We start from the raw sequence: 15,791 nt of genomic DNA, 5'->3' as shown, positions 1-15,791 counted from the left end.
ATCGAACCCGGTTATGGCATCTAGCCACCATCCAATCAACCATCGGTCGGGTACCCGATGCTTATCGGCAGACCGGCGGTATTCCCCAGTACCGGCCGTCGAACGACGGGCGGGGCGCTCTGCGATGCGCCCGGCCGGCCACGGAGCAAGGCGACCGCCGGGCCCGGAAAACGAAGCGCGGCGGCCGCGGACGCCGCGAGATCGGCAGAAATACCCTCGTCAGCTGCTCTCGCGCACCATCAGCTCGAAGCCCAGGTCCTGCACCGGCTCGGCGATCGGCCGCCCGGCGATCAGCGCCAGCAGTGTCTCGGCGGCACGCCGGCCGATGGCCTCGCGCGGGGTGCGGATGCTGGACAGGCGCGGCACCATGTAGGCCGAGCTGGGCAGGTCGTTGAAGCCGACCACGGCGATCTGCTCCGGCACCGCGATGCCCTGGCGCAGCGCCTCCAGCAGGGCGCCCTGGGCCAGGTCGTCGTTGCCGAAGAAGATGCCCTCGACGTCCGGCTGCGCGGCCAGCAGCTGGCGGAACAGCTCGCCGCCCAGGCCCACCGAGGACGGCCGCGGGGTCAGCAGCTCCAGCGCCGGGTCGTAGCGGCCGGCCTTCTGCAGGGCGCGGCGGAAGCCCTCGCCACGCAGCAGGGTGCGCTGGTCCAGCTGCGCGCCGACATAGGCCAGGCGCTTGCGCCCGCCGGCCAGCAGGTGCTCGGCGGCGGCCATGCCCGCGGCGATCTGCGAGAAGCCCACGCAGTGCAGGCCGGGGCTGTGGTCCAGGTCCATCATGTAGACGCAGGGCACGCCGCTGGCCTCGACCATCCGCCGGGCGCTCTCGGTGCGCTCGAAGCCGGTGAGCAGCAGGCCCCGCGGCTGGTAGGCCAGGTAGTTGCGGATCAGGTCTTCCTCCTCGTCGCGCGAGTAGTGGAAGTTGCCGATCAGCACCTCCAGGCCCTGGGGCCGCAGCACGCCGTGGATGGCTTCGAGGGTGTCGACGAACAGCTGGTTGGACAGCGACGGCACCAGCACCACCACGCTGTGGCTCTGCGCCGAGGCCAGCGCCCGCGCCGCGGGGTTGGCCACGTAGCCCAGCTCGGCGGCGGCCTCGCGCACCTTCAGCACCAGCGCCTCGGCGACGCTGCTGACGCCGCGCAGGGCGCGGGAGGCGGTGATGGGGCTGACGCCGGCGCGCTGCGCCACTTCGTTCAGGGTGGGGCGGCCGCTGGCGCGGGAGTGCTTGTCGTTCTTCTTCGGGGAGGGCATCGGCTGGCTTGCCAAACGAAAATCGAGGCACTAAGGTAGCGCTGTCTCGCGAACCCGGCAATTGCCTGAAAGCCCCGGGTCGCGCTGCGGCGGAAAAACCGCCGACACCATGCGCAAGCACTAGAATGACAAGAAAGCGGAGGCAGCCCCATGCTTTTGGCTTCGACTTACAAAGACAGCGCTGTCTCCCCACCGAGGTGCGATATGCTCCCCCCCATCCACGCCCTGCTGATCATGGGTGTCTCCGGCTGCGGGAAGACCAGCGTCAGCCAGGCGCTGTGCCGCGCCAGCGGCGCCCACGAGATCGAGGGCGACACCTTCCACCCGGCCGAGAACATCCGCAAGATGAGCGCCGGCATCCCCCTGACCGACGACGACCGCGCCGGCTGGCTGGCCACCCTGGCCGAGCTGCTGAGCCAGGCCGTGGCCGCCGGCCAGCGCCCGGTGCTGACCTGCTCGGCGCTCAAGCTGGCCTACCGCGAACGCCTGCGCCAGGCCGTGCCGGGCCTGGGCGTGGTATTCCTCGAACTGCCCCGCGACGAAGCCGCGCGCCGCGTCGCCGAGCGCCCCGGGCACTTCATGCCGGCGACCCTGGTGGACAGCCAGTTCGCCGCCCTGGAGCCACCCCACGACGAACCCCTGACCCTCGCCGTGGATGCCACCCTGCCGGTGGAACGCATCGTCGAACAGGCCCTGGCCTGGTGGCGCGCCCACGAGCCGGCCTGAGCAAGTTTTTGCCGCGCGCTGAAGACAGCGCTATCCCAAAACGCCCGTAAAAACAACGACAAGGGAGCCCCGCCATGTTCGGTCTGTCCCACGACACCTACCTGCTGCTGGATGCGCTGGTCACCATCATCGGCCTGATCCTGCTGATCACCCGCTTCAAGATCCACCCCTTCCTCGCCCTGATCATCGCCGCCGGCTTCCTCGGCCTGACCTCGGGCATGCCCGTGGCGCAGATCGTCAAGGCCTTCCAGGACGGCTTCGGCGGGGTGCTCGGCTTCGTCGGCATCATCCTCGCCCTGGGCACCATGCTCGGCAAGATGATGGCCGAGTCCGGCGGCGCCGATCAGATCGCCCGCACCCTGATCGACGCCTTCGGCGAGCGCCGGGTGCACTGGGCGATGATGCTGGCGGCCTTCCTGGTGGGCATCCCGCTGTTCTTCGAGATCGGCTTCATCCTGCTGATCCCGCTGGTGTTCATCGTCGCCCGGCGCAGCGGCGTGTCGCTGATCAAGATCGGCATCCCGCTGCTGGCCGGCCTGTCCGCCGTGCACGGCCTGGTACCGCCGCACCCGGGCCCGCTGCTGGCCATCGGCGTGTTCGGCGCCGACATCGGCAAGACCATCCTCTACGGCCTGATCGTCGCCCTGCCCACCGCGGCCATCGCCGGCCCGCTGTTCGGCGCCTGGATCGCCCGGGTGATCCCCGGCAGCCCCTCCGAGGAGCTGGTGGCGCAGATCGCCCACGAGCCGGAGACCGGCAACCTGCCCAGCTTCGGCATCACCCTGCTGACCGTGCTGCTGCCGGTGTTCCTGATGCTGCTGAAGACCTTCGCCGACGTGCTGCTGCCCGACGGCCACGCCTTCCGCGCCTGGATGGACATGATCGGCCACCCCATCACCGCCCTGCTCCTGGCGCTGCTGCTGGCCCTGTACACCTTTGGCTACGCCCGCGGCTTCGGCTCGCAGAAGATCCTCAAGCTGCTCGACCAGAGCCTGGCGCCCACCGCGGCCATCGTGATGATCATCGGCGCCGGCGGCGGCTTCAAGCAGATGCTGGTGGCCAGCGGCGTGGGCGACGTGATCGGCCACCTGGCCGTGCAGGCGCAGATCTCGCCGATCCTGCTGGCCTGGCTGGTGGCGGCGGTGATCCGCATCGCCACCGGCTCGGCCACGGTCGCCACCATCACCGGCGCCGGCATCGTGGTGCCGGTGGTGGGGATGATCCCCGGGGTGAACCGCGAGCTGCTGGTGCTGGCCACCGGCGCCGGCTCGCTGATCCTCTCCCACGTCAACGACGCCGGGTTCTGGCTGGTCAAGCAGTACTTCAACATGAGCGTCGCCGAGACCTTCAAGACCTGGACGGCCATGGAGACCATCCTCTCCGTGGTCGGCCTGGTGTTCATCCTGCTGCTTTCGCTGGTGGTCTGAGGACCACCGGCTTCCCCCGTGAAAGGAGTACCGCCGATGTCCGCCACGCAACCCCAGCCCGCCCCCGCCCCGCCGAACCGCGCGACTGGCCGCGCGACTTCGACGTGCGCGAGCGCTACGCCGAGCAGCAGGAGTTGCTCGGCGCGCCCCTGGCGCCGCTGCGACCGAACGTCCCGACCCGCTGAAAAACCCTTTACCGGGCTTGCCGACATGTGCAAGCTGAAACGATTCACCTTCAGCGCGACGCACTGGAACCTCAGTTCGGGCGCCCTGGCGCCCCACCCCGAGGGAGGAACCATGAGCCACAACCTCGACACCCTGTTCCCCGCCATCGACGACATCCCCGAGACCTGGCGCCCCGACGCGCCGGTGGAGCAGCGCGACTACCTGGTGAACGGCGAGCTGCGCCGCTGGGACGGCCCGCTGGCGCCGGTGCGCAGCCCGATCTTCCTGAAGACCGCCGAAGGCGAACGGCAGGTGATCCTCGGCAGCACCCCGCTGCTGGACGCCGAGGCCGCGCTGGGCGCCCTCGACGCCGCGGTGGCCGCCTACGACAATGGCCAGGGCCTGTGGCCCAACCTGCGGGTGGCCGAGCGCATCCAGCACGTGGAGACCTTCCTGGCGCGCATGCGCGAGCAGCGCGAGGCGGTGGTGCGCCTGCTGATGTGGGAGATCGGCAAGAACCTCAAGGATTCGGAGAAGGAATTCGACCGCACCTGCGACTACATCGTCGACACCATAGACGCGCTCAAGGAGCTGGACCGCCGCTCCAGCCGCTTCGAGCTGGAACAGGGCACCCTCGGCCAGATCCGCCGCGTGCCGCTGGGCGTGGCGCTATGCATGGGCCCCTACAACTACCCGCTGAACGAGACCTTCACCACCCTGATCCCGGCGCTGATCATGGGCAACACCGTGGTGTTCAAGCCGGCCAAGTTCGGCGTGCTGCTGGTGCGCCCGCTGCTGGAGGCCTTCCGCGACAGCTTCCCGCCGGGGGTGATCAACATCATCTACGGCCGAGGCCGCGAGACCGTCTCGGCGCTGATGGCCAGCGGCAAGGTGGACGTGTTCGCCTTCATCGGCACGCACAAGGGCGCCGCCGACCTCAAGCGCCTGCACCCGCGCCCGCACCGCCTGCGCGCGGCCCTGGGCCTGGACGCGAAGAACCCCGGCATCGTGCTGCCGCAGGTGGACCTGGACAACGCCGTGGAGGAAGCCATCACCGGCGCCCTGTCGTTCAACGGCCAGCGCTGCACCGCGCTGAAGATCCTGTTCGTCCACGAAAGCGTGCTGCAGGGCTTCCTCGACAAGTTCAGCGCGCGCCTGGCCCAGCTCAGGCCGGGCATGCCCTGGGAGCCGGGCGTGGCGCTGACGCCGCTGCCCGAGCCGGGCAAGGTGGACTACCTGAACGGCCTGCTGGCAGACGCCCTGGAGAAAGGCGCCAAGGTGATCAACGCCGGCGGCGGCGAGTCCCGCGAGAGCTTCTTCTACCCCGCCCTGCTCAGCCCGGTGACGGCGCAGATGCGCCTGTACCACGAGGAGCAGTTCGGCCCGCTGGTGCCGGTGGTGCCCTACCGCGAACTCGAGGAAGTGATCGACTACGTGCTGCAGTCCGACTACGGCCAGCAGCTGAGCCTGTTCGGCGACGACCCCGGGCAGGTCGGCCGGCTGGTGGACGCCTTCGCCAACCAGGTCGGCCGCATCAACCTCAACGCCCAGTGCCAGCGCGGCCCGGACACCTACCCGTTCAACGGCCGCAAGAACTCCGCCGAGGGCACCCTGTCGGTGCACGACGCGCTGCGCACCTTCTCCATCCGCACCCTGGTGGCGACGCGCTTCAACGCCGCCAACAAGGCGCTGATCAGCGAGATCATCCAGGGCCGCGAGTCGAACTTCCTGACCACCGACTACATCTTCTGAAGCCAGGCAGGCGCCGTCAGATGCGGATCAAGCCATCCACCGGCGGCGCCGCCTGCTCCTTCAGTTCCTCCACCTGCAGCGCATAGGGGCGGCGCAGGCGCAGGCGCTCGGCATCGCAGAGCAGCGGGCCCTGGTCGTCCTCAAGGCCCAGGGGATCGTCGCGCAGCACGCCGCTGATGCGCCCCTGGCGGAACAGCTCGCGGATCGCTAGCAGGTTGTTCTCGCGCTGGCCGCTCAGCTCGGCGAGCGAGCGCGGCTGGCTTTCGGACAGCTGGCACAGCACCGACACCAGCAGCGCCTGCGAAGGTCTAGGCCCCATGGAAGCTCCCCTGTGCAGCCATGAAAACGGTCCTGGCACTATGCGGACGAATTCTTAAAGAATCCTTATCCGGCCGTCTCCATGGCCGCGGTGCGTGTCAATCCAGACCGTTGTCGCGGTCCTGCTCCAGGCGCGCCAGGCGTTCCTCCAGGGCGGCCACGCGGGCTTCCAGCTCGAGGATGCGCGCCTCGTCCTGCACGCTGTGCTCGCCGCGCGGCGCCGAGGCGCCACGGCCGCTGGCGGCGATGGCGGCCTCGCGGTCGGCGGCGCTGCCCAGCAGGTGCATGTAGCGGTCCTCGCGCTGGCCGCTCTGGCGTTCCAGCTGCATGGCGAAACCGCGCGCGGCCAGGCGTTCCAGCTGGTGGCGGACTTCCTCGGTGTCGTCGAAGTCGTGCATGCGCATGCTGCGGGTGAGCAGTTCGTTGAGCGTCTGCGGGCCGCGCAGGAACAGCAGGCCGAGCAGCACCCACTGCGGCTTGACCAGTTCCAGCGCCTTGTCCAGGCGCTGCTCCCAGCGGTCGGCGCGGCTGCCCATCACCAGGCGCACCATCTCCAGGCCCTCCAGGCGGCGCAGGGCCTGGCCGACCTGGCCGGGGTTGAGGTCCATCACCGGCTCGCGGCTGGTCTTCTGGTTGCAGGCGGTGACCAGGGCGTTGAGGGTCAGCGGGTAGGCTTCCGGGGTGGTCAGCTGCTTTTCGATCAGGCTGCCGAGCACGCGGATGTCCACCGCGCCGAGGGGCTCGCGCTCGGGCAGGCTTGTGGCTTCGTCGTTCATGTCGTTTCCAGAGATCGCTTGGAGGGCACTAGCCTAGCCGCCCACGACGGCTTTGGCACCTTCCGCGGCGTCGGGCCTCACGCCGGGCCGGTCCACAGGCAGCTGGCCGGCAGCGAGTCGCAGGCGACCATTGGCACTGGCGAGCGCTTAAGATATGGTCTCATATGTATTATTCGGCTCGCCCACCCGGCGGCCACCCACACCACAACAACGAGCAGGAGCAACCAAGCCATGACCCAAGCGACCCGAGCCGACTGGGAAGCCCGCGCCAGCCAACTGCGCATCGAAGGCCGCGCCTTCATCGACGGCCAGTACCTCGACGCCGCCGACGGCGCCACCTTCGACTGCATCAGCCCGGTGGACGGGCGCCTGCTGGCCAAGGTCGCCAGCTGCGACGCCGCCGACGCCGAGCGCGCCGTGCAGAGCGCCCGCGCCGCCTTCGAATCCGGCGCGTGGTCGCAGCAGGCGCCGGCCGCGCGCAAGGCCGTGCTGGTGCGCTTCGCCGAGCTGCTGGAAGCGCACGCCGAGGAACTGGCGCTGCTGGAAACCCTGGACATGGGCAAGCCCATCGGCGACTCGCTGAACGTCGACCTGCCCGGCGCGGTGGACAGCATCCGCTGGAGCGGCGAGGCCATCGACAAGGTCTACGACGAGGTCGCCGCCACCCCCCGCGACCAACTGGGCCTGGTCACCCGCGAGGCGGTGGGCGTGGTCGCCGCCATCGTGCCGTGGAACTTCCCGCTGATGATGGCCAGCTGGAAACTCGGCCCGGCCCTGGCCACCGGCAACTCGGTGATCCTCAAGCCCTCCGAGCGCTCGCCGCTGACCGCCATCCGCATCGCCCAGCTGGCGCTGGACGCCGGCCTGCCCAGGGGCGTGCTCAACGTGCTGCCGGGCTACGGCCACACCGTGGGCAAGGCCCTGGCGCTGCATATGGACGTGGATACCGTGGTGTTCACCGGCTCGACCAGGATCGCCAAGCAACTGCTGGTCTACGCCGGCGAGTCGAACATGAAGCGCGTGTGGCTGGAGGCCGGCGGCAAGAGCCCGAACATCGTCTTCGCCGACGCCCCGGACCTGCAGGCCGCCGCCGAAGCCGCCGCCGCGGCCATCGCCTTCAACCAGGGCGAGGTGTGCACCGCGGGCTCGCGCCTGCTGGTGGAGAAGTCCATCAAGGCGCAGTTCGTGCCCCTGGTGGTGGAGGCCCTGAAGGGCTGGAAGGCCGGCCACCCGCTGGACCCGCAGACCAACGTCGGCGCCCTGGTGGACGGCCGCCAGCTGGAGCAGGTGCTGGGCTACATCGAGGCCGGCAAGGCCGAGGGCGCCCGCCTGCTCACCGGCGGCCAGCGCGTGCTGGAGGAAACCGGCGGCACCTACGTGGAGCCGACGCTGTTCGACGGCGTGAGCAACGCCATGAAGATCGCCCGCGAGGAAATCTTCGGCCCGGTGCTCTCGGTGATCGAGTTCGAAGGCGCCGAGCAAGCCATCCGCATCGCCAACGACACCCAGTACGGCCTGGGCGCGGCAGTGTGGACCCGCGACATCTCCAAGGCCCACCAGACCGCCCGCGCCCTGCGCGCCGGCAGCGTGTGGATCAACCAGTACGACGGCGGCGACATGACCGCGCCCTTCGGCGGCTTCAAGCAGTCGGGCAACGGCCGCGACAAGTCGCTGCATGCGTTCGACAAGTACACCGAGCTGAAGGCGACCTGGATCAAGCTCTGACTGTCCCCGCGCCGGCGTCTTTCGTAGGAGCGAGCTTGCGAACAGGACGCCCGGCTGACTCCACAACCACCCGTTCTGCCCAATGGTCCCCTCTCCCGCTTGCGGGGGAGGGTCAGGGAGGGGGAGCGGAGTCAAGCCATGCTCCGGAGTGTCGTCGGAGTCCGTCACCCTCTCCCCAGCCCTCTCCCTGAAGGGAGAGGGGGCCGTTCGGCGTGAAGCGAGGCCAAGCAGTCATCCTGCCCGCTCCCGCTCTCGTAGGAGCGAGCTTGCTCGCGAACAGGACACCCGGCTGACTCCACAACCACCCGTTCTGCCCAATGGTCCCCTCTCCCGCTTGCGGGGGAGGGTTAGGGAGGGGGAGCGGAGTCAAGCCATGCTCCGGAGTGTCGTCGGAGTCCGTCACCCTCTCCCCAGCCCTCTCCCTGAAGGGAGAGGGGGCCGTTCGGCGTGAAGCGAGGCCAAGCAGTCATCCTGCCCGCTCCCGCTCTCGTAGGAGCGAGCTTGCTCGCGAACAGGACGCCCGGCTGACTCCACAACCACCCGTTCTGCCCAACGGTCCCCTCTCCCGCTTGCGGGGGAGGGTCAGGGAGGGGGAGCGGGGCCAGGCCCATACACCGCAGCCGCCGGCAAACGCCCTTCGCGAGCAAGCTCGCTCCTACAACAAGCACCAAGCACCCCAATCACAACCGCCCAAGAAAATCCCCCAGCAACGCCCGGCAATTCGCCTTGTTCACCCCCTCCCGCTCGGCGATCTCCGCGCGGATCCGTTCCGGCAGGTCGCCTGCCTCGGCCATGAAGCGCCGGCCTTCCTCGCTGCGCCGCCAGTAGGCGATCCAGGTGTCGAACATCGCCGTGTCGATCTCCGGGTGGAACTGCACGCCCAGGCTGCGGCCGTGGCGGTAGGCCTGGGCCGCCAGCTCGGTGCTGCCCACCAGGGTGGCGCCCGGCGGCGGGGTGAAGGCGTCGAAATGGAAGTTCAGCCAGGGGCCGCGCAGGGCCTGGTCCGCCGGCGCGGTCTCGATGGGCGTCCAGCCGATCTCGGCCTGGCGGTTGCGGTACACCTCGCCGCCCAGGGCGCGGGCCAGCAGCTGGCTGCCGAAGCAGATGCCCAGGGTCGGCACGCCATGGGCCTGCACGGCCTTCAGCCAGGCCAGCTCGCCACCCAGCCAGGGCACGCGATGGTCGTAGGCCGACTCGGGGCTGCCCAGCACCAGCAGCAGTTCCAGGCTGTCCGGCGGCGGCAGGAAGTCCTCCACGCAGCGCAGCTCCAGGTCGATGCCCTGCTCGGCGAACAGCTCCGGCAGGCAGCCGGCGACGTCGGCGGCGTCGTGCAGCACGGCGATGGCACGGGATGGTTTCATGGTGTTTCCTCCTTAAAAGATTCCAAAACAGATTTTTTATTTCACCCATCCGCAGCGCTGAAGCCCGCATGAAACCTGGACTCTCGCTTTCGCGAGCAGCCAAGGCCCACTCAAAAGACAACGGAAAGGCGAAAAAAGCCTGTTGAAAACTATGAAACCATATTTTAAATTCAAATCCATCCCCCGCCGCCCACCGACGGCGGATGGCGGCGCCGCCCGGCCTCGCCCATCACAACAACAGCGCACCGCCCACTGGCGGCAAGCGCCAGAACGGAGGTGTCCGAATGACCACCAGCGCCCCTACCCGCCTCGATGACGCGCCCTACCTGGATGTCAGCGACCCGGCCTTTTCCATCCGCTCCCGGGCGGTGATGGAGGCCCGCGAGAAGAGCTGGTTCGCCCGCACGCCCTACGGCATCGCCGTGCTGCGCTACGACGAGGTGAACAAGCTGCTGCGCGACCAGCGCCTGCGCCAGGGCAGCTACGCCTGGCCCGCGCACAACAACGCCAGCGGCAGTTTCGCCGACTGGTGGATGCGCATGCTGCTGAGCAAGGAAGGCGCCGACCATTCGCGCCTGCGCCGCCTGGCCAACCCGGCCTTCGCGCCCAAGCTGGTGAAGCAGATGATGCCGGACTTCCAGCGCCTGGCCGGCGACCTGATCGCCCGGTTCGAAGGGCGCGGCGAGTGCGAGTTCGTCAGCGAGTTCGCCGAACCCTACGCCACCCAGGTGATCTGCCTGCTGCTCGGCCTGCCGGTCAGCGAGTGGAAGGGCCTGGCCGAGCTGGCGGTGGAGATGGGCCTGGCCCTGGGCGTGACCTTCAAGCGCGACGAAGCGCGCATCAACGCCGCCACCGACAAGCTCTTCGGCTATGCCCGCCAGGCGGTGGAGGCGCTCAAGCGCAACGGCCTGGGCGAGGACTTCCTCAGCAGCCTGGTGCGCGCCAACGAAGAGGACAAGAACGCCCTCAGCGACCAGGAGCTGTACGACATGATCGTCCTGGCGATCTTCGGCGGCATCGACACCACCCGCAACCAGCTCAGCCTGGCCATGGACACCTTCCTGCAGCACCCCGCGCAATGGGAGCTGCTGGGCAACGACCCCGAGCTGGCCCGCGCCGCAGTGGAAGAAGTGATGCGCGTGCGCCCGACCGTCACCTGGGTCACCCGCGAGGCGCTGGAGGACTTCGAGTACCAGGGCCTGCACATCGCCAAGGGCACCACCCTGCACCTGTTCAGCCAGTCCGCCGGCAGCGACCCGCATGCCTTCGAGGACGCCAGCTTCGACATCACCGCCAAGCGCCTGCCGCACTTCGGCTTCGGCGCCGGCGCGCACCACTGCATCGGCCACTTCATCGCCCGCGGCGACATGACCGCGGCCCTGGCCCTGCTCGCCCAGCACCTGAGGAACCCGGCGCCCAACGGCGAGGCCGAATGGCTGCCGGACAGCGGCAACACCGGCGCCACCCGCCTGCCGATCCGCTTCGACGCGGTGCGCGGCGAATGAACGCGCCCAGCGTCGCCATCGTCGGCAGCGGGCCCTCGGCCTGCTACCTGGCCCAGGCCCTGCGCAAGCACTGGGCGGACGCGCAGATCGTGCTGGTCGAGCGCCTGCCCGCGCCCTTCGGCCTGGTGCGCTACGGCGTGGCGCCGGACCACCAGGGCACCAAGGCGGTGTGCCGGCAGTTCGAGCGGCTGTTCGAGCGCGAGGGCGTGGCCTTCCTCGGCAACCTGGAAGTGGGCCGCGACCTGTCGCTGGAGCAACTGCGAGAAGCCTTCGACCTGGTGGTGCTCGCCACCGGCCTCTACGGCGACCGCCGCCTGGGCATCCCCGGCGACGGGCTGGCTGGCGTCTACGGCTCCGGCCGCGTCACCCGCCTGTTCAACGGCCACCCGGACGAACAGGGCTTCGCCCCGGCGTTCGGCCGCCGCGTGGCCATCGTCGGCAACGGCAACGTGGCCATCGACGTGCTGCGCCTGCTGGCCAAGTCGGCCGAGGACTTCGCCGGCTCCGACATCGCCGACGCCCCGCTGCAGGCGCTGCTGGCCGAAGGCGTGGAGCGCATCGACATCGTCGGCCGCTCGCCGGCCGACCAGGCCCGCTTCGACCCGGTGATGCTGCGCGAACTGGGCAAGCTGGCCGGGGTGCGCATCCGCATCGAGGACCTGCCGCCGGAGCCCTGCCCAAGTGCCGACGCCGCCGGGCAGGCGCGCCTGGACGTGCTGCGCGCGCTGGCCGCACAGGCGCAGCCGGCAACGGGCCGCGAACTGGTGTTCCGCTTCGGCTGGACACCCCGGGCCATCGACGGCAGCGGGCGCATCGAGGCCCTGCAGCTGCGCCACGCCGACGGCCGCGAGCTGCGCCTGGAAGTGGACAGCCTGGTCAGCGCCATCGGCTTCGAGGAAGCGGCCGATGGCCTGCTGCACCGCGATGCCCTGCTGGGCGCCAGCGCCGACCTCGAGCGCGGCCGCCTGGACGAAAGCCTCTACTGCGTCGGCTGGCTGCGCCGCGGCCCGCGCGGGACCATCCCGGAGAACCGCCAGGACGCCCGCCTCGTCGCCGAAGCCATGTTCGCCGACCAGCAGGCCGCACCGCGCGCCGGCCGCCCCGGCCTCGCCGCCCTGCCCGCCGGGCTGCGCGAGCGCGGCGTCGGCTACGCCCAGTGGCAGCGCATCGACCACGCCGAGACCCGGGCCGCCGCCGACGGCCGCGTGCGCCGCAAGATCACCGACCGCGCCGGCATGCTCGCCATCGCCCGCAGCCCCCAGGAGAACCCCGCATGAACATCCTCATCCTCTTCGGCACCGAGACCGGCAACGCCGAGATGGTCGCCGACGACCTCGCCGACGCCCTGGGCGCCGACTACGCCACCCAGGTCCGCGACATGGCCGCCTTCGACCCGGCCGAGCTGGATGCCGGCGACTTCCACGTCATCGTCTGCTCCACCTACGGCGACGGCGAGCTGCCCAACAGCGCCCAGCCCTTCCACGCCGCGCTGCAGGCCCGGCGCCCGGACCTGGCGGGCCTGCGCTTCGCCACCTTCGGCCTGGGCGACAGCTTCTACGAGACCTTCAACCGCGGCAGCCGGATCATCGCCGACACCCTGGTGGAGCTGGGCGCCACGGCGGTGGGCGAGCACGGCCAGCACGACGCCTCCAGCGGCGAGCTGCCCGGCGACGCCGCCCTGGCCTGGGCCAAGACCCTGCTCGGGCAGATCTGAGGAGAACGCCATGCGCCTGTGCATCATCGAAAACGGCCTGGTCCCCGAGGAACTGCAGGACAGCTTCGGCAGCTACCCGGCGATGATCGAAAGCTGGCTGGCCCCGGCGCTGCCCGAAGCGGACTTCACCTATGTCTCGGCGGTGCGCGGCGAGGCCCTGCCCGAGGCCACGGCCTTCGACGGCTACCTGCTGACCGGCTCGCGCCACAGCTGCTACGAGCACAGCCCCTGGATGCTGCGGCTGGTGGCCCTGTTGCGGCGCCTGCGCAGCCTGCGCCGGCCGGTGTTCGGCATCTGCTTCGGGCACCAGATCATGGCCGACGCCTACGAGGGCCGCACCACCCGCGCCGAGGTCGGCTGGGGCGTCGGCGCCCAGGCCTACCGCTATGCCGCCGAAGGCCTGGAGGATGCCGCCACCCTGGTGTTCCACCAGGACCAGGTCAGCAGCCTGCCGCCACAGGCGCGCGTGGCCGGCGGCTCCGCGCACTGCCCGCACGGGGTGCTGGAATACGCCTTCCCGGCGCGCTCGGTGCAGTTCCACCCGGAGTTCACCGTGGACTACCTGGCCGCCCTGCTCGACCGCTACGGCAATGGCCTGCTGCCGGCGGACGTCACCGCGCGGGCCTGGGAATCGCTGCAGCGGCTGACCCCGGACAACCGGCAGGTCGCCCGCTGGGCTGCCGCCTTCTTCCGCGAACACACCCGAGCGGTCTGTTCCCCGTTCATCCCCTAGCCCGGAACCTGGCAGAGAGGTCGCGTTCTTCGCTTAAAAACATATAAACACAGTTTACAAATTTAAATTCATCCGCCATCGCAGCGTGCCTTGCCTGCCGCTGCCCGAGGAGAACCCCGAAATGACAGCGCTCGATCTACACAAGGAATACAACACCAGCTCCGCCGTCGCCCAGGACCTCGCCGCGCGCATCCGCGACGCCGGCGTGGAGTACCTGTACTACCAGGTGGTCACCCTCAGCGGCCGCGTGCTGGCCAAGGTGGTGCCGGCCAAGCACCTGCTGCGCAACCTGGAGAAGGGCGTGCAGTTCCACCGCACCGCGCTCTCCGACCTGCAGAGCACCCGCGCCGGCGTGCTGCTGGGCGGCGGCGCCCAGGCCGCGGAATTCACCGCCATCCCCGACGTGGGCAGCTTCAACGTGCTGCCCTGGGACAAGTCCATCGGCAGCTTCTTCTGCCGCCTGTACGAGCCCGACCACCGCCAGGAAGTCGCCGGCCAGGTGCTGGCCACCGACGCCCGCGGCCTGCTGATCGACAGCCACAAGGCCTTCACCGCCGACACCGGGCTGAGCCTGAAGACCGGCTGCGAGCCGGAGATGACCTGGTTCGGCGACAAGCTGGAAGTCAAGGTGCGCCCCGGCGCCAGCCCGGCCTACCACCTGGGCAACCTGGAGACCATGCGGCCGATCTTCCAGCGCGTGATGCAGTACGCCGGGGCCATGGGCCTGGACATGATCGAGGGCGACTACGAGGACCCGGGCCAGCTGGAGCTGAACTGGATGTTCGACGACTGCCACCTCACCGCCGACCGCCTGGTGACCTACCGCCTGATCTGCCGCCAGGTGGCCAACGAGTTCGGCGTGCGCGCCAGCTTCATGCCCAAGCCCACCACCGGCAGCATGGGCAGCGGCTGCCACCACAACTTCAGCCTCTGGCGCGGCGAGCAGAACGTGCTGGCCGAAGCCGGCCGCCGCGAACTGCACCTGACCGAGACCGGCCGCCACGCCCTGGGCGGGCTGCTGGCCCACGCCCCCGGCTCGATGCTGGTGATGGCCTCCACGGTGAACTCCTACAAGCGTTTCTGGGACGCCGGCCTGTTCGCCCCCAACCGCCTGAACTGGGGCATGGACAACAAGACCTGCACCGTGCGCCTGTCGGCCAACGGCCGCCTGGAATACAAGCTGCCCGACGCCAGCGTGAACCCCTACCTGTCGCACACCCTGCTGCTGGCCGGCATCCGCGACGGCCTGGCCAACCGCGTCGACCCGGGCGAGCCGGACAACAGCGACAGCATCCCCGCCGCCCGCGAGAACGTGCGCATGCCGATGACCTTAGGCGAGGCCGTGCAGGCCTTCGACGAAGACGCCGTGGTGCGCGGCGCGCTGCCGCCGGCGATGGCCGAGCTGTACCGCGACCTCAAGGCCGACGAGTGGGCGCGCTACTGCTCCGTGGTCACAGAATGGGAAGCCAAGATGTACATGGACTACCTGCCATGAGCGGCGTATTGCGCGTTCTCTGCGCCGACCTGCCGGCCCCGCCGCTGTTCCACAAGGACGCCGAGGGCTACCGCCACGGCTACGAGTCCGACGTCGCCCGCGCCCTGGCCGCGCGCCTGGGCCGCGAGGCGCAGTTCGTCTACCGCAACTGGGCGGACTTCTACCCGGCGCTGCAGGCCGGCGACGCCGACATCCTGCTGTGCGGCCAGGGCATCTCCAACTACCGCCTGACCCTCGCCGACTTCACCGCGCCCTACGCGGTGTTCGACGAGGCGGTGATGGTGCTGCACGGCAGCCTGGTGCGCAGCCCGGCCGACCTGGTCGGCAAGCGCGTCGGGGCGATCGCCGACAGCCTCAACATGGCCCTGGCGGAAACCTTCGAAGGCTGCATCACCGTGCCCTTCGGCGGCGACACCGACGACGTGCTCGGCGACATGGTCCAGGCCCTGCGCGACGGCCGCATCGACGCCCTGGTGGACGACGACGTGGCGCTGGTGCCGCTGGCCGAGGAGCCCGACCTGGCCATCGGCTTCAGCGTGCCCACCCACAACCGCTGGGGCATCGCGGTGAAGCGCGGCCAGGGACAGTGGCTGGACGAGGTGGACAGCGCCCTGGCGGCGCTGAAGGCCGACGGCGAGCTGCAACGCATCTGGCAGCGCTGGATGCCGAGCCTCGCCTACCCCTTCTGAAACATACCGCGGCAAACGGCCGCCCCGTGGGGCGGCCGCTTTCTACATTGAACTCTGAGTATGAGGTTATACTGCGCCAGCCCCTCACCCCTTCCGGCCCTTACAGGAGTTCTGGCTCCGGCGCGCCCTCCACGCCGCGGCCGTACCGCAG

14 protein-coding genes are annotated in these 15,791 nt (G+C 69.9%); 10 read left to right on the top strand and 4 right to left on the bottom strand.

Translation table 11 applies throughout. The features are described 5' to 3' along the window. Positions 1-219: 219 nt before the first annotated feature. On the bottom strand, positions 220-1,254 hold the full coding sequence (gene gntR, locus CHC02_RS03900) for an HTH-type transcriptional regulator GntR (RefSeq protein WP_089390202.1): 1,035 nt from the start codon (positions 1,252-1,254) through the stop codon (positions 220-222). Positions 1,255-1,458: 204 nt separating this feature from the next. On the opposite strand from gntR, the gene CHC02_RS03895 reads away from it, so the two are divergent. From CHC02_RS03895 to CHC02_RS03880, 3 genes are all read left to right on the top strand, one after another. After that, the gene (locus tag CHC02_RS03895; protein ID WP_089390201.1) at positions 1,459-1,980 is read left to right on the top strand and encodes a gluconokinase; all 522 of its coding nucleotides are present in this window, start codon (positions 1,459-1,461) and stop codon (positions 1,978-1,980) included. A gap of 74 nt (positions 1,981-2,054) precedes the next feature. Beyond that, positions 2,055-3,407, top strand: coding sequence for a GntP family permease (locus CHC02_RS03890; protein ID WP_089390200.1), 1,353 nt, complete (start codon positions 2,055-2,057; stop codon positions 3,405-3,407). Between the two features lie 297 nt (positions 3,408-3,704). Continuing rightward, positions 3,705-5,324 carry an NADP-dependent glyceraldehyde-3-phosphate dehydrogenase gene (locus tag CHC02_RS03880; protein ID WP_089390198.1) on the top strand — a complete coding sequence of 540 codons (1,620 nt, stop codon included), beginning with the start codon at positions 3,705-3,707 and terminating at the stop codon, positions 5,322-5,324. Positions 5,325-5,340: 16 nt separating this feature from the next. On the opposite strand, the gene CHC02_RS03875 is transcribed toward CHC02_RS03880, so the two are convergent. Beyond that, the gene (locus CHC02_RS03875) at positions 5,341-5,643 is read right to left on the bottom strand and encodes a hypothetical protein (protein WP_089390197.1); all 303 of its coding nucleotides are present in this window, start codon (positions 5,641-5,643) and stop codon (positions 5,341-5,343) included. A 97-nt stretch (positions 5,644-5,740) separates the two neighbouring features. Then, a complete protein-coding gene (locus tag CHC02_RS03870) occupies positions 5,741-6,418 on the bottom strand; it encodes a YceH family protein (protein ID WP_089390196.1) in 678 nt (225 codons plus the stop codon). Positions 6,419-6,649: 231 nt separating this feature from the next. Between CHC02_RS03870 and CHC02_RS03865 the strand changes: the two genes are divergently transcribed. After that, complete coding sequence (locus tag CHC02_RS03865) at positions 6,650-8,143, top strand: aldehyde dehydrogenase (protein ID WP_089390195.1); 1,494 nt, start codon at positions 6,650-6,652, stop codon at positions 8,141-8,143. A gap of 680 nt (positions 8,144-8,823) precedes the next feature. Here the strand turns inward: CHC02_RS03865 and CHC02_RS03860 are convergent. Next, the gene (locus CHC02_RS03860) at positions 8,824-9,504 is read right to left on the bottom strand and encodes a type 1 glutamine amidotransferase (protein ID WP_089390194.1); all 681 of its coding nucleotides are present in this window, start codon (positions 9,502-9,504) and stop codon (positions 8,824-8,826) included. 284 nt (positions 9,505-9,788) lie between these two features. Here CHC02_RS03860 and CHC02_RS03855 point away from each other — a divergent pair, with 284 nt between their 5' ends. The 6 genes from CHC02_RS03855 to CHC02_RS03830 all read left to right on the top strand — a co-directional run bounded on the left by CHC02_RS03855 (position 9,789) and on the right by CHC02_RS03830 (position 15,640). Beyond that, positions 9,789-11,009 (top strand): cytochrome P450, encoded by a 1,221-nt coding sequence (locus CHC02_RS03855; protein ID WP_089390193.1) that lies wholly within the window; start codon positions 9,789-9,791, stop codon positions 11,007-11,009. Next, on the top strand, positions 11,006-12,286 hold the full coding sequence (locus CHC02_RS03850; RefSeq protein WP_089390192.1) for an FAD-dependent oxidoreductase: 1,281 nt from the start codon (positions 11,006-11,008) through the stop codon (positions 12,284-12,286). Before CHC02_RS03855 ends, CHC02_RS03850 begins: the two co-directional genes overlap by 4 nt. Continuing rightward, positions 12,283-12,723 carry a flavodoxin domain-containing protein gene (locus CHC02_RS03845; protein WP_089390191.1) on the top strand — a complete coding sequence of 147 codons (441 nt, stop codon included), beginning with the start codon at positions 12,283-12,285 and terminating at the stop codon, positions 12,721-12,723. Before CHC02_RS03850 ends, CHC02_RS03845 begins: the two co-directional genes overlap by 4 nt. Positions 12,724-12,733: 10 nt before the next feature. Further along, entirely contained in the window at positions 12,734-13,456 is a 723-nt protein-coding gene (locus tag CHC02_RS03840; RefSeq protein ID WP_089390190.1) for a glutamine amidotransferase-related protein, read from the top strand. A gap of 121 nt (positions 13,457-13,577) precedes the next feature. After that, entirely contained in the window at positions 13,578-14,951 is a 1,374-nt protein-coding gene (locus tag CHC02_RS03835) for a glutamine synthetase family protein (RefSeq protein ID WP_089390189.1), read from the top strand. Next, complete coding sequence (locus CHC02_RS03830) at positions 14,948-15,640, top strand: substrate-binding periplasmic protein (RefSeq protein WP_089390188.1); 693 nt, start codon at positions 14,948-14,950, stop codon at positions 15,638-15,640. Before CHC02_RS03835 ends, CHC02_RS03830 begins: the two co-directional genes overlap by 4 nt. Positions 15,641-15,791: the final 151 nt, after the last annotated feature.

This window comes from Pseudomonas delhiensis (genome assembly GCF_900187975.1).
Taxonomy (GTDB): Bacteria; Pseudomonadota; Gammaproteobacteria; order Pseudomonadales; family Pseudomonadaceae; genus Pseudomonas; species Pseudomonas delhiensis.
This window is presented reverse-complemented; position numbering and strand designations above follow the sequence as displayed.

What these genes read in the sequence shown, in the direction of transcription:
- gntR (WP_089390202.1), bottom strand. Translation starts at nt 1,254, where the DNA reads ATGCCCTCCCCGAAGAAGAACGACAAGCACTCCCGCGCCAGCGGCCGC.
- CHC02_RS03895 (WP_089390201.1), top strand. Translation starts at nt 1,459, where the DNA reads ATGCTCCCCCCCATCCACGCCCTGCTGATCATGGGTGTCTCCGGCTGC.
- CHC02_RS03890 (WP_089390200.1), top strand. Translation starts at nt 2,055, where the DNA reads ATGTTCGGTCTGTCCCACGACACCTACCTGCTGCTGGATGCGCTGGTC.
- CHC02_RS03880 (WP_089390198.1), top strand. Translation starts at nt 3,705, where the DNA reads ATGAGCCACAACCTCGACACCCTGTTCCCCGCCATCGACGACATCCCC.
- CHC02_RS03875 (WP_089390197.1), bottom strand. Translation starts at nt 5,643, where the DNA reads ATGGGGCCTAGACCTTCGCAGGCGCTGCTGGTGTCGGTGCTGTGCCAG.
- CHC02_RS03870 (WP_089390196.1), bottom strand. Translation starts at nt 6,418, where the DNA reads ATGAACGACGAAGCCACAAGCCTGCCCGAGCGCGAGCCCCTCGGCGCG.
- CHC02_RS03865 (WP_089390195.1), top strand. Translation starts at nt 6,650, where the DNA reads ATGACCCAAGCGACCCGAGCCGACTGGGAAGCCCGCGCCAGCCAACTG.
- CHC02_RS03860 (WP_089390194.1), bottom strand. Translation starts at nt 9,504, where the DNA reads ATGAAACCATCCCGTGCCATCGCCGTGCTGCACGACGCCGCCGACGTC.
- CHC02_RS03855 (WP_089390193.1), top strand. Translation starts at nt 9,789, where the DNA reads ATGACCACCAGCGCCCCTACCCGCCTCGATGACGCGCCCTACCTGGAT.
- CHC02_RS03850 (WP_089390192.1), top strand. Translation starts at nt 11,006, where the DNA reads ATGAACGCGCCCAGCGTCGCCATCGTCGGCAGCGGGCCCTCGGCCTGC.
- CHC02_RS03845 (WP_089390191.1), top strand. Translation starts at nt 12,283, where the DNA reads ATGAACATCCTCATCCTCTTCGGCACCGAGACCGGCAACGCCGAGATG.
- CHC02_RS03840 (WP_089390190.1), top strand. Translation starts at nt 12,734, where the DNA reads ATGCGCCTGTGCATCATCGAAAACGGCCTGGTCCCCGAGGAACTGCAG.
- CHC02_RS03835 (WP_089390189.1), top strand. Translation starts at nt 13,578, where the DNA reads ATGACAGCGCTCGATCTACACAAGGAATACAACACCAGCTCCGCCGTC.
- CHC02_RS03830 (WP_089390188.1), top strand. Translation starts at nt 14,948, where the DNA reads ATGAGCGGCGTATTGCGCGTTCTCTGCGCCGACCTGCCGGCCCCGCCG.